The organism is Pseudomonas sp. Emmai, from assembly GCF_055179735.1.
Genome location: NZ_CM143685.1, coordinates 175307 through 187576, shown reverse-complemented (window position 1 = coordinate 187576; position 12270 = coordinate 175307). Strand labels below are relative to the sequence as shown.

General features: G+C 61.0%; 15 protein-coding genes. 5 read left to right on the top strand and 10 right to left on the bottom strand.

Translation table 11 applies throughout. The features are described from left to right. Positions 1–68: 68 nt before the first annotated feature. The gene (locus tag ACY4LX_RS00875; RefSeq protein WP_054617102.1) at positions 69–590 is read left to right on the top strand and encodes a DUF3617 domain-containing protein; all 522 of its coding nucleotides are present in this window, start codon (positions 69–71) and stop codon (positions 588–590) included. 76 nt (positions 591–666) lie between these two features. Here ACY4LX_RS00875 and ACY4LX_RS00870 read toward each other — a convergent pair whose 3' ends face one another. Genes ACY4LX_RS00870 through folE2 form a run of 7 tightly spaced genes read right to left on the bottom strand, consistent with a single transcriptional unit; the run spans position 667 to position 6799 of the window. Further along, positions 667–1560, bottom strand: coding sequence for a His/Gly/Thr/Pro-type tRNA ligase C-terminal domain-containing protein (locus ACY4LX_RS00870; RefSeq protein WP_463258931.1), 894 nt, complete (start codon positions 1558–1560; stop codon positions 667–669). 24 nt (positions 1561–1584) lie between these two features. Further along, a complete protein-coding gene (locus ACY4LX_RS00865) occupies positions 1585–2922 on the bottom strand; it encodes a dihydroorotase (protein ID WP_463258930.1) in 1338 nt (445 codons plus the stop codon). Between the two features lie 2 nt (positions 2923–2924). Next, the gene (locus ACY4LX_RS00860) at positions 2925–3485 is read right to left on the bottom strand and encodes a gamma carbonic anhydrase family protein (protein ID WP_149659383.1); all 561 of its coding nucleotides are present in this window, start codon (positions 3483–3485) and stop codon (positions 2925–2927) included. After that, positions 3482–4357 carry a metal ABC transporter substrate-binding protein gene (locus tag ACY4LX_RS00855; protein WP_463258929.1) on the bottom strand — a complete coding sequence of 292 codons (876 nt, stop codon included), beginning with the start codon at positions 4355–4357 and terminating at the stop codon, positions 3482–3484. The genes ACY4LX_RS00860 and ACY4LX_RS00855 overlap by 4 nt, the downstream gene beginning before the upstream one ends. 11 nt (positions 4358–4368) lie before the next feature. Beyond that, positions 4369–5235: a metal ABC transporter permease gene (locus ACY4LX_RS00850; RefSeq protein WP_463258928.1), complete on the bottom strand. Its 867-nt coding sequence runs from the start codon at positions 5233–5235 to the stop codon at positions 4369–4371. Next, positions 5235–5903: a metal ABC transporter ATP-binding protein gene (locus ACY4LX_RS00845; protein WP_463258927.1), complete on the bottom strand. Its 669-nt coding sequence runs from the start codon at positions 5901–5903 to the stop codon at positions 5235–5237. The genes ACY4LX_RS00850 and ACY4LX_RS00845 overlap by 1 nt, the downstream gene beginning before the upstream one ends. After that, positions 5900–6799, bottom strand: coding sequence for a GTP cyclohydrolase FolE2 (gene folE2 / locus ACY4LX_RS00840; protein WP_463258926.1), 900 nt, complete (start codon positions 6797–6799; stop codon positions 5900–5902). Before folE2 ends, ACY4LX_RS00845 begins: the two co-directional genes overlap by 4 nt. An 86-nt stretch (positions 6800–6885) precedes the next feature. On the opposite strand from folE2, the gene ACY4LX_RS00835 reads away from it, so the two are divergent. Further along, on the top strand, positions 6886–8076 hold the full coding sequence (locus ACY4LX_RS00835) for an N-acetylmuramoyl-L-alanine amidase (RefSeq protein ID WP_463258925.1): 1191 nt from the start codon (positions 6886–6888) through the stop codon (positions 8074–8076). Here the strand turns inward: ACY4LX_RS00835 and ACY4LX_RS00830 are convergent. Then, positions 8073–8450: a glutamine synthetase gene (locus tag ACY4LX_RS00830; protein ID WP_463258924.1), complete on the bottom strand. Its 378-nt coding sequence runs from the start codon at positions 8448–8450 to the stop codon at positions 8073–8075. The genes ACY4LX_RS00835 and ACY4LX_RS00830 overlap by 4 nt on opposite strands. 189 nt (positions 8451–8639) lie before the next feature. Between ACY4LX_RS00830 and zigA the strand changes: the two genes are divergently transcribed. Both zigA and ACY4LX_RS00820 read left to right on the top strand, forming a co-directional pair. After that, entirely contained in the window at positions 8640–9845 is a 1206-nt protein-coding gene (gene zigA / locus ACY4LX_RS00825; protein WP_149659390.1) for a zinc metallochaperone GTPase ZigA, read from the top strand. Beyond that, positions 9845–10477: a DUF1826 domain-containing protein gene (locus ACY4LX_RS00820; protein ID WP_463258923.1), complete on the top strand. Its 633-nt coding sequence runs from the start codon at positions 9845–9847 to the stop codon at positions 10475–10477. Before zigA ends, ACY4LX_RS00820 begins: the two co-directional genes overlap by 1 nt. Here ACY4LX_RS00820 and ACY4LX_RS00815 read toward each other — a convergent pair. Beyond that, positions 10474–10830 carry an NADH:ubiquinone oxidoreductase gene (locus ACY4LX_RS00815; RefSeq protein ID WP_149659392.1) on the bottom strand — a complete coding sequence of 119 codons (357 nt, stop codon included), beginning with the start codon at positions 10828–10830 and terminating at the stop codon, positions 10474–10476. The genes ACY4LX_RS00820 and ACY4LX_RS00815 overlap by 4 nt on opposite strands. A 27-nt stretch (positions 10831–10857) precedes the next feature. Between ACY4LX_RS00815 and ACY4LX_RS00810 the strand changes: the two genes are divergently transcribed. Further along, entirely contained in the window at positions 10858–11835 is a 978-nt protein-coding gene (locus tag ACY4LX_RS00810; protein ID WP_463258922.1) for a CobW family GTP-binding protein, read from the top strand. On the opposite strand, the gene ACY4LX_RS00805 is transcribed toward ACY4LX_RS00810, so the two are convergent. Next, the gene (locus tag ACY4LX_RS00805; protein WP_054048264.1) at positions 11819–12232 is read right to left on the bottom strand and encodes a DUF3301 domain-containing protein; all 414 of its coding nucleotides are present in this window, start codon (positions 12230–12232) and stop codon (positions 11819–11821) included. The two genes, ACY4LX_RS00810 and ACY4LX_RS00805, sit on opposite strands and share 17 nt — an antisense overlap. Positions 12233–12270: the final 38 nt, after the last annotated feature.

The following is a 12270-nucleotide window of genomic DNA, read 5'->3' as shown; positions in this document are numbered from 1 at the left end:
TTTAATTGGCCCATGAACCGAAGCCCGTGGCTGACGTCTAACGGCCACTAATGATCAGGAGTTACTCGATGAACGTTCGTCTGCTGGGTTTGGCCATGGCCCTTGGTTTGTCCCTTCCTGTGGCGGCTCAGGCGCAGATGCTGCAACCGGGTTTGTGGGAATTGACCACGAGCAACATGAAAGTCGATGACCAGAACCTGCCGGATCTGCAACTGATCCTCGGTCAGTTGCAGGGCCAGATGACCCCGGCACAACGGGCGCAGCTGGAGAAGCAGGGCATCACCATGGGTGGCAAAGGGATTCGTGCGTGCCTGACGCAGGCGCAAGTTGCCTCCGACAACATTCCGCTGACCGATCCGCAATCGGGCTGCAAGCAGGAAATCACGGATCGCACCGGTAACCAGTGGAAATTCCGCTTCAGTTGCCCGAAAGCGCAGGGTGCGGGTGTGGCGACGTTCCTCAGCGATCGTGAGTTCACCACCAAGGTGAACGGCACGTTCAATGCGACCGGGATTCAGCAGAAGGGCAGTCTGGATACCCGCGCCGTTTGGCTGGGGCAGGATTGCGGGACTGTTAAGCCGAGAGCCTAAAAGCGATCGCGAGCAAGCTTTGCTCATACGGACGGTGATGTCCGTAGGAGCGAGGCTTGCCCGCGAAGGCGTCCCTTCAAACTCCACAATCTTTAGGGTGTAAAAACCCGCACACCTCATCAATCCGCATCCGCCCGAAATCCTCCCCGCCACAACTGCGCACGCTGACAAACCCCCCGTCCTTTTCCTTCGCTCCGACCACCAGCAGGTACGGCACGTTGCGTTCACTGTGCACGCGAATTTTGTGAGCGATCTTCTCGTTACGCAGATCCGCATGGGCACGCACGCCACTGCGTCGCAGCTGCTCGGTCACCGACTGGGTGTAATCGATCTGGCGTTCATCGATGTTCACCACCATCACCTGAGGCGGTACTTGCCATTGCTCCAGTTCCTGTTGGGTGGGCCAGCAAGTGCCGTAGATCCGTTGCAGCGACGTGCCTCCGACATGATCCAGGGTAAAAGCTTGCAGCACTCGGGTGGCAGGAACGTGCGGTCCCTTGGACAAGTATTCACCGTCGCCGAGGCGGTACACCGAATGCTGTTCGGTTGCGGACAGAGGCCGCTGTCGAATGGAATGGTTGGTCGCGGCCAGCGTGCGCATCCTCTCCTCAATCGGTGTCAGGTCAGCCACCGTTAACATCCGCTGCAACGCAAACTCATAGAAGAACCCGTCCCCCATTGCCGACCCCTTGAGCAACAGCACGCTGGGGTGCAGTTGCTTGACCGCCATGGCCAGCATCAGCGCACAGGAACGGCGCAGGATCTCCAGCCCATCGGGCTCCTGAGGCGTGACGATACTGACCCGCGCATCGCCCTGGAGCATGAACCCACAGTCCACCAACACGCCGTCCACCCGACCGGCCACAGCCGCTTTGGCCAGCGCGAAACCGATACTCGCCGCCAGTTCGTACACGGACAGCGGCTGATCGTATTCACGCAGTGAGCCGTCGGGCAGGGTGATGTGGATCATGGTCAGGTTCTCGGTACTGGGGTGTTAACGCATGAAGCGCAGGGGCAAACCCTGGCAGCTGTCATGTAGACGATTGGCGTGCCAGGCAATTTGCCCCGACACCAGGGTGGTGCTGACGCTGTAGCGAAAACGATGCTGGGCGAAGGGTGTCCAGCCGCACTGCGAGAGGATCGGATGCTGGGACACGGCGACGCCGTCGGGCTCGGATTTGATCAGCACCAGGTCCGCCCAATAGCCTTCGCGCAAATACCCTCGGTCGGGAATCGCGAACAGATCGGCGACCCGGTGGCTGGTCTTGGCCACGAGGGTGGTGATGGGCAGCACGTCATCCGCCACCAGTTCCAACAGCGCGGGGAGGGCGTGTTGCACCAGCGGCAGGCCGGACGGCGCCTGAGTGTAAGGCCGCTGTTTTTCGGCCCAGGTGTGCGGCGCATGATCGCTGCCGATCACGTCCAGCCGATTGCTCAACAGGGCTTGGCGCAGCGCGTCACGGTCGGTCTGGGACTTGATTGCCGGGTTGCACTTGATCAGGTTGCCCAGGCTCGGGTAATCGCGATCATCGAACAGCAGATGATGCAGACAGACTTCGGCAGTGATGTGTTTCTGGTTCAGCGGTTTGTCTTCGAACAAGGCCAGTTCGAACGCGGTGGTCAGGTGCAAAACGTGCAGGCGGGTGCCGTGCCGTTTGGCCAGGTCCACGGCCATTGAGGAGGAGCGAAAGCAGGCCTCGGCATTGCGGATCAGCGGATGGGCCTCGGCCGGCAGGTGTTCACCGTACAGCGCTCGCAGGGTGGCCGCATTGGCGTCGATGCTGGGCGTGTGTTCGCAGTGGGCCAGCAGAAGGGTTGGCACTTCAGCGAACAGGCGTTCAAGAATCCGCGGATCGTCCACCAGCATGTTGCCCGTGGACGCGCCCATGAACACCTTCACCCCGGCGACTTCGCAAGGATTGAGCGCGGCCACGGTGTCGAGGTTGTCGTTGCTCACACCGAAGTGAAAGCCGTAGTTGGCCACCGAATTGATCGCGGCGCGGCGCTTTTTATCGTCCAGTGCTTCGAGGGTCAGGGTGGCCGGTTGGGTGTTGGGCATGTCCATGAAACTGGTGATGCCACCGGCCACCGCTGCTCGGGATTCGGTGTAGAAACTGCCTTTGTCCGGCGCCCCGGGATCTCGGAAATGCACCTGGTCGTCGATCATGCCGGGCAGCAGCCATTGGCCCCGCGCATCGATTTCCACGCGCGCGGTTTCGCCTTCAATGCTGCCGGCGATCTTGACGATGCGGCCATTGCTCACCAGCAGGTCGCCGTCAAACACGCGACCTTCGTTCACCAAACGGGCATTGCGAATCAGCACGCTGCTCATGGTCAGAACTCGTTCTGCAGGGCTTTGTAGCCGCGCACCAGATCAACGTTGGTGCGCGCCACATCCTCGGAAAACTCCGAGGCGCTGACGCTCACCGGCGGGAACTGCGAAAGGTCGGTGCCGGGGCCGATTCGCGTAGTGGACGGCACATAGAAGGCCGCGGGCAAGTCCCGGCCGTCGACTACCGAGTTGTGCCGTACCACGCAGCCGTTACCCACCGAACAGTTGAACAGCACGCTGTTAAAGCCGATGAACACCCGGTCGCCGACGGTGCAGGGACCGTGGACGATGGAGCGGTGGGCGATGGAACTGAACTCGCCGATGGTCACCGCCGCGCCGGACTTGGAATGGATCACCACGCCGTCCTGGATGTTCGAATTGGCGCCGATGGTGATCGGCTCCATGTCGCCCGAGGCATCGACTTCGTCAGCGCGAATGACTGCATAGGGACCGACGAAGACGTTCTCGCCGATCACCACTTTGCCGCAGATGATCGCGGTTTTATCCACGTACGCGGACTCCGCAATCACCGGCAGATGACCTGAAGGGTTCTTGCGGATCATGGCTTGCTCAACGCGTCGTAGAGGGTGTTGAGGTTGTATTCGAACAGTCCGGCGAAGGTGCTGGCCGGGCCGCTTGCCGCGAGCGCATCGGAGTAAAGAGTGCCGCCGATGTGCGCGCCGCTTTCATTGGCAATCTGCTTGAGCAGGCGCGCGTCCTTGATGTTTTCCATAAACACCGCGTTGACCTTCGCTTGGCGAATCTGGGTGATCAACGCTGCGACTTCGGCGGCGGAAGGTTCGCGCTCGGTGGACAGACCCTGGGGCGCCATGAAGTCGATACCGTAAGCCTGGCCGAGATAGCCGAACGCATCGTGGGACGTGACGATCTTGCGGTTACCCGGTGGCAGCGAACCGAGTTTGGCCTTGGCTTCGGCGAGCAGGGCGTAGATCTGTTTCAGGTAGGCCTGGCTGTTGCGCTGGTAGTCGGCTTTGTTGGCCGGGTCGGCGGCGATCAACGCTTTGGTGATGTTGGCGATGTACAACTCGGTGTTCGCCAGGTTGTGCCAGGCGTGCGGGTCGGGAACGGTTTCGCCGTCTTCATCCAGGGAGCGCGGAATCACACCGTGGCTGGCGCTGATCACCGGGGCTTTGGTTTCGGTGCTGGTCACCAGGCGGTCCAGCCACGGCTCGAAGCCGAGGCCGTTCTTGATGATGAGCCTGGCCTTGAGCAGCGCTTTGGCATCGTCCGGGGTCGGCTCGTAGGTGTGGGCATCGGCGTCCGGGCCGACCATGTTGGTGATCTGGATATGCTCGCCGCCGACCTGATGGGTCATGTCGGCGAGGATGCTGAAACTGGTGACCACCTGCAGTTTTTCTGCGGCGGACAGCGACATCGACAGCATCAAACTGAACAGCACGAGTAAAGCGCGCATCGGGAAACACCTCATTGGGATGTGAGCAAAGGCGGGCGGCGCAGCAAGCCGTGCACCGGACCGAACACCACGGACAGCAGATACAAACCCCCAGCCACCAGCACGATGGCCGGGCCGCTGGGCAGCGAGTAGTAGAACGACAGCAGCAAACCGAACCACACCGAGAGGCAGCCGAGCATGGCGGCGATGGCCATCAGCACCGGCAAACGACGGCTCCAGAATCGCGAAGCGGCGGCGGGCAACATCATCAAACCGACCACCATCAGCGCGCCGATGGCCTGGAAACCGATCACCAGATTCAGCACCACGAGCGTCAGAAATACCCCGTGGGCGAGTGGCCCGAGACTGCTGACGGTTTGCAGAAAGAGCGGGTCGAGGGTGTCCAGCAGCAGCGGTTTGTAGATCAGCGCCATGGCGATCAGGCTGAAGCCGGAGACCCAGAGCATGCCGGTCAACGTCGGGCCATCGACGGCCAACGCCGAGCCGAACAGCAGGTGCAAAAGGTCCAGGCGTTTGCCAGCGATGCCGAGGATCAGGATGCCGCTGGCCAGGGAGATTGGGTAGATCGCCGCGAGGCTGGCGTCTTCCCGCAGGCCGGTGCGGCGGGTGATCCAAGCGGCGAGACCGGCCATGCTCAGGCCGGCGCCGAGGCCGCCGATGGTCAGCGCCGGGAGACTGAGGCCGGCAAACCAGAAGCCTAACGCCGCGCCGGGCAAGATGCCGTGAGCGACCGCATCGCCGATCAGGCTCATGCGGCGCAGGATCAGAAACACTCCGAGTGGCGCGGTGCTGCACGCCAGGACCAGACCGCCAAGCAGCGCCCGGCGCATGAACACGAACTCGTGGAACGGTTGCCAAAGCTGTGCGGCGACAATCATCAAGCCACCTGCGTTTGCGGTTGTTGGCGGATCAGCTCGGTGCTGAGCCCGAGGCTGCAGCCGCTGCTTTTGATCAGCAGGGTTCGGGGGATGTGTTGGCGCACGGCGGCGAGGTCATGGCACACGACCACCAGGGTTCGACCGTTGGCGTGCCAGGCGTGGATGTGTTTCCACAGCAGTTCCTGGCCAAGTTCATCGAGGGCGGCGTGGGGTTCGTCGAGCAGCAGAAGAGGCGCTTCGGCGAGACTCAAACGGGCGAGCAGGGCGCGTTGTAATTCGCCTCCGGAAAGGGCCATCAATGGGCGATGTTCCAGGCCTGACAGGCACCAGTCTTCCAGCACGGCTTTGAGTTTTTGGCTGCGCGCTTCAGGCGTTTGCTTGCTGCCCCAGAATCCGGCGGCTACCAGCTCTTGGAGGCTGATGGGGAATTGTCGGTCCAGGTGTTGTTGCTGGGGCAGGAACGAGAGGCCGCCCTTGCCGGGAACATCCAGTTCAATTTTTCCGGCCAGTGGTTTTTGCAGGCCGGCGATGACTTTCAGCAGGCTGCTTTTGCCTGAGCCGTTGGCGCCGATTACGGCGGTCAGGCTGCCGTCGGGCAACTCAAAATCCACGGCGGGCGTGAGCGGTTGACCGGGTGCGCCCCAGCGTAGGGATTGGCAGCGGATCATGTGGCGGACTCCCAGTTCCAGCGACTTTCGGCAACGGCGTCGTGGGCGTGAAGGCTTTCCGCGTGCACAACTCGCAGGTGGATGCCGTTGATGCCGGGGGAGCGTTTCAGGGCCAGGTTCAAGCGTCGCGCGGCGTCTTCGCAGAACATCAGGTTCTGACCGTTGGCCAGGGCAAAGGCTTGTTCGTCGGCGCGTTTCACCGCGGTTTGCACGGCTGTGCCGAGGGCGGCTTCGGCGTCGTTGATGATCGCAATCAACGGTAAGTCGTCGAGGTAATCGTCAAGACGCAGCTGTAAGTGAGCGGTGCTGCGTTGGCTGTGCGGTGTCGCGACGATACCTTTTGTGGAGCCGAGCCAGGCCAAAACGTCGGCATGTTGCAGGGGTGTGTTGACGAAATCATCGACGAATTGCTGCTGGATCAGTTGGCGCGACAACGCGGCTGAACACGGGCACGTCGAGGAATAAGCCACGTCGATTTTTAGTTCCACGTGGAACATGTCGTTTTTCAATCGCGCTTCGATGCTCACTGGATAGCTTTTCCAGCCCGCCAATGGGCTGATCAGCGCCGGCCTTTTTAACAGCAAGTCAGCGTGAATTTTCAGGTAAGCGCTGGAGGACAATCCTTCATGGCTGTCGAGAAAACGCCGCAACACTTTGCGCAGTAATCCCGGCGTGAGGTTGCCCTGCTCAAGCATTTCCAACGCCAGATACAACCGCGACATATGGATACCGCGCGCTTCTCCATCGTCGAGACTGACGCCGGCATCCGCCTTCGCACTCAGCCGTTGGCCATCGAATAAAACAGGAAGAGCAATGCCGCACATGCCCACCCACTCCAGTGGCAGGGCTTGGCGTGAGGCCTGCGCGGCGATATCCGGCAGAGTCAGCGCATTCATGAGCAGGTCCATCGTGGGAGTTGATTTGGCATGTTATATTATTACATTAAAATCGACGATGCCTTTTTCACGAGCGGGCTTTCACCATGCACAGACGTCACTTGCTCAACTGGATTCTGGCCAGCGCGGCCTTCGCTTTACCCTTTGGTGTTTCGGCCACGCAGATACGCAACGCACGGCTCTGGCGTTCGGATGACAAGTTGCGATTGGTGTTCGATCTGAGCGGACCGGTGCAATTCAAGACGTTTTCCCTGAGCGCGCCCGAGCGGCTGATCATCGATCTGAATGGCGCCAGTCTCAGCGGCGATTTCAGTCAGTTGGTGCTGAACAACACGGTGATCCGTTCCATTCGCTCCGGGCATTACGGGCATGGCGACACGCGGATCGTCCTCGACCTCAGCGAACCGGTGCAGCTCAACAGCTTCCAGCTACCGCCACAGGCCGGGCAGGGCCATCGACTGGTGCTCGATCTGAAGACCGCCGCGCCACTTCAAATTGCCGCTGCGCCGATCATCGACAAGGCTCACCCCAAGCGCGACATCATCGTGGTGGTCGATCCCGGTCACGGCGGCAAAGACCCTGGCGCAGTCGGCGCCAAAGGTGAGCGGGAGAAAGACGTGGTGCTGTCGATCGCGCAGTTGCTGGCCAAACGACTGAAACGCGAGAAGGGCTTCGACGTGAAACTGGTGCGCAACGACGACTTCTTCGTCCCGCTACGCAAGCGCGTGGAGATTGCCCGCAAGCACAACGCCGACATGTTCATCTCGGTTCACGCGGATGCCGCGCCACGGCTCTCCGCGTCCGGCGCTTCGGTGTATTGCCTGTCCGAAGGCGGCGCGACTTCGGCCACGGCCAGGTTCATGGCGCAGCGCGAGAACGGCGCGGACTTGCTCGGTGCAACCAGCCTGCTCAATCTCAAGGACAAAGACCCGATGCTCGCCGGAGTGATTCTCGACATGTCGATGAATGCGACCATCGCCGCCAGCCTGCAACTGGGCAGCACCGTGCTTGGTAGCCTCGCGGGCATCACCACGCTGCATCAGAAACGCGTGGAACAGGCCGGATTCGCGGTGCTGAAGTCGCCGGACGTGCCGTCGATCCTGGTGGAAACCGGCTTTATTTCCAACGCTCGCGACAGTCAGCGACTGGTCACGGCGCGGCATCAGCAGGCTGTCGCTGACGGTTTGTTCGAAGGTTTGCAGCGCTATTTCCAGAAGAACCCGCCGATGAACAGCTACATCGCCTGGCAGCAGGAACAGAAAAAAGCCCGGGTCTAGCAGCCCGTTATCCGGCTACAGGTGAACTTGCCACTGCTGCCGCCGGAGCTGGAAAACCGATTGATGGTGGTCCAGCCGACGCGGCGACTGTAGCCGACCCAAGCTTCGCCGTCGGAGGCGAGGCCGGTGAAAAAGGTCAGTTGCCCGTAGCGGCTGCTGGTCTGCGCCCAATAGCGTTTGCCGAGCACTTCAAAGCCTCGCAGGTAGATCGTGCTGCCGACGGTATTGACGCTGTAGGCGTTGCCATCGGGATCGACACACGCGAGCAGATTGGCACTGCGGGTGCAGGCGGCCAGGCTCGGGATCTGTGCCCAGGCATCGGCGGTCATCAATAGCGATAGGCTCAACAGCGCGCACTTCAGGGCGTTTCCCATGGCATTTCTCGAGGAGCGAACGGCTCAAGCATCGTGCCCTTTGTCTTGGCGGACAAGAGGGGAGTGGTTTATTTGTGTTGTTATACTATAACATTAAAAACATACTTGCCCTTGTGCCCCAAGAACGTGAAGAGCTGCGCGAACGCCACAAACGGGCGTCGACCGGCCACATCCTGTGAGGAATACCTGATGCCCCATCGTCTCCCCGTGACCGTCCTGTCGGGCTTTCTCGGCGCCGGCAAGAGTACGTTGCTCAATTACGTACTACGTAATCGCGAAAACCTGCGTGTTGCCGTGATCGTCAACGACATGAGCGAAATCAATATCGACGGCAGCGAAGTCCAGCGCGATGTCAGCCTGAACCGCGCCGAAGAAAAACTCGTGGAAATGAGCAACGGCTGCATTTGCTGCACCTTGCGTGAAGACTTGTTGGACGAAGTCAGCAAACTCGCCAAAGAGGGTCGTTTCGATTACCTGTTGATCGAATCCACCGGCATTTCCGAGCCGCTGCCCGTGGCGGAAACCTTCACCTTCCGTGACGACGAAGGCCAGAGCCTGGCCGACATCGCCCGGCTCGACACCATGGTCACTGTGGTCGACGGCATGAACTTCCTGCTCGACTACCAGGCCGCCGAAAGCCTCGCGTCCCGGGGTGAAACCCTGGGCGAGGAGGATGAGCGTTCGATCACTGACCTGCTGATCGAGCAGATCGAATTCGCCGACGTCATCCTGATCAGCAAGATCGATTTGATCAGCAGCAGCGAGCGCCAGGAGCTGATCGCGATCCTCGAACGGCTCAACTCACAGGCGGAAATCATCCCGATGGTCATGGGCGAAATCCCGCTGGAAAAAATCCTCAACACCGGCCGCTTCGACTTCGAAAAAGCCGCTCAGGCACCCGGCTGGCTGCAGGAATTGCGCGGCGAGCACGTGCCGGAAACCGAAGAGTACGGCATCGCCTCGACAGCCTACCGCGCACGCCGGCCGTTTCACCCGCAGCGGTTTTTCAGCTTTATCGATCGCCCGTGGGTCAACGGCAAACTGCTGCGCTCCAAGGGTTTTTTCTGGCTGGCCAGCAAGCACATGGACGCCGGCAGCTGGTCCCAGGCCGGCGGCTTGATGCGTCATGGATTTGCCGGCCGCTGGTGGCGTTTTGTGCCGAAAACCCAATGGCCGCAGGATGAAGAAAGCACTGCCGCAATCATGGAAAACTGGACCGCCAGCACCGGCGATTGCCGCCAGGAATTGGTGTTCATCGGCCAGAACATCGACTTCGCGCAACTCACCGCCGAGCTCGATAACTGCCTGCTGACCGACGATGAAATGGCCCAAGGGATCGAGAGCTGGCGCCTGTTGCCGGATCCGTTTGGCCCTTGGCACGAAGAGGCTGCCTGATGCTGACCCTGATTCGGCCAACTCTCCAGCACCACGGCGCCAACCCGAAAGTCCTGACCAAAATCCTCCACGACGACGCCAATCTCGCCGTCTGGCAGCGCCAACTCCCGGTGCACATCGCCGATTTCGCCCGTCTGCTGCTGTCGCTGAACGAGCCCCTGGCCGAATCGCTATCACTGGAACTTGCCAGCGAAGACGCCGAGCCCAACCTGCGCGGATTGGCTTCAGGTTTCAGCGATCTGCAAGGCTACGAAGGTTTTATCACCGACGTCTCCTGGCTGGTCAGTGCCTTCGCCTGTTTGTTGGGCGCCAAGCGCATCGGCCTGCGCCTGCGCGTGCTCGACAAAGCCATGTGCCCACGCTTCCACGTCGATCACGTGCCAGTTCGGCTGATCACCACTTATGCCGGCGTCGGCAGCGAGTGGTTGAAAGAAGGCGCGATGGATCGCCGGCAACTGGGCAAACCGGAAGCAGAACCGCAGTCGCAGATCCAGCAAGTCAGCAGCGGCGATGTAGCGTTGCTCAAAGGCGAGAAGTGGCACGGCAACGAAGGCTTCGGTTTGATCCATCGTTCACCGGAACCGGCGCCCGGCGAGCGTCGGTTGATCCTGACACTCGACTGGCTCGCCTAGGGCTTGAGCCAGTGACCCTGGCTCTGTGCCTCGCAAAACGGCTGTAAATACGCCGCATCGGTGGCCACGCCGTAATAGTGAATATCCTGGCGGTAGGGCATATTGGCGACTTGGGCGTTGTTGCACACCCCGAAAGCGCCGGTGGGGCATTGGTCGACGTATTGCACCTCGACTTTCTGCCCGGGAAGATTCGGCTGGCAGAAGCCGTCAGCGAAGAGTTTTTCCGGGATGTTGCGGTTCTGCTGGCAGACTTTCACGTCGAGTCGTTCCGCCGTGCTATGTACCACGCAGGCCTGGGCCAGCGCCTCGCCCGACACCAGCGCCAACAGCAACGACAATCCCATCAACCGCATTCTCTACCTCCTCAGAAACCTTCGACCATGTTGCAGAACATCCCCACTCATGTCATCGCCGGCCCATTGGGTGCCGGCAAGACCAGCCTGATCAAGCACCTGCTGGCACAGCGGCCGGCGAATGAGCGCTGGGCGGTGCTGATCAACGAGTTCGGCCAGATCGGCCTCGATGCCGCGCTGCTGACCCAGGACGCCGATGGTATCGCACTGGGCGAAGTGGCCGGGGGCTGTTTGTGTTGCGTCAATGGTGCGCCGTTCCAGATCGGCCTTGGGCGGTTGCTGCGCAAGGCGCGACCGGATCGGCTGTTTATCGAGCCCTCCGGGCTGGGGCATCCGGCGCAGTTGCTGCGGCAGTTGAGCGAGGCGCCGTGGCTTGGAGTGCTGGCGGTGCAGCCGTGTGTGCTGGTGCTGGATGCCCAGGCGCTGGCGGCCGGGAAACCGTTGCCGGCGGCGCAACAGGAGGCGTTAATCAGCGCGGGTTTGTTGCTGCTGAACAAGTCAGAACACCTCGATGACACTGATCGTCAGCGAATCATTGGGCAGTTGCCAGCACGTCGGCTGTATTGGACGCAGCAAGCGGTCTTGCCATTGAGCGAGTTGCCGGGGCTTGAGAGTCAGGCTGTCGCGGGTGTGGATAACTTCGTCGCGCCCAAGGGATTGGCGCAGATGCCGGCCATCTGGACCGACCCCGCGTTCCCCATTTGCTTGAGTCAGGAACAGGAGGGTGGCTGGAGCATTGGCTGGCGTTGGCACCCGAGCCAGACGTTTGATGCAGCGCTCATCGGCAAGTGGCTTGAAAGCCTTGCCTGGCGGCGGGCGAAGCTGGTTATCCACAGTGGCGGTGGTTGGATTTCAGCGAATGCGGTGGATAACTCGGCGTTGGAGTGGCGGCCGAGCGAATGGCGTCAGGATTCGCGGATTGAGCTGATTTTTAGCGAGCCGCAGAATGTAGATACATTGCAACGAGCACTTGCCGACTGCCGGACAATCAAGGCCGCCACTTAGTGTGTTCCTGCCGCCACTGGCTCATCTCAATCACTTCACCCCGCGGCTTCACCACTTCAACTACCGGCGGCGTGTCGTCAAACGGCATCGGGTAGGGCGCCAGTTCAATCTGCGCGCTGTGCGCACCGAATTGGGTGATGGTCCCGGTATGGCGGGTTTCGCCGGTCACGGTGAATTCGAAGTTATACACACGCGCCAACCGTCGACGACCGTTCGCATCTTTGATAAAACCGATTTTTTTCAGCGCCACGTTGCCGTCGAGCAACTCGATCTCGAGCTTGGCGCAATGCTGCTTGACCCGCTCCAGCGCGCGCTCGCGCAAGCCGTGGTTGTGCCACAGCCATGCGGCGCCGGTGGCGAGCAGCATTAGCACGAAGATATTTCCGAGGGTCAGCATCAACAAAGTGCTCCAACAAGATAGTGCCAGCTTAACTG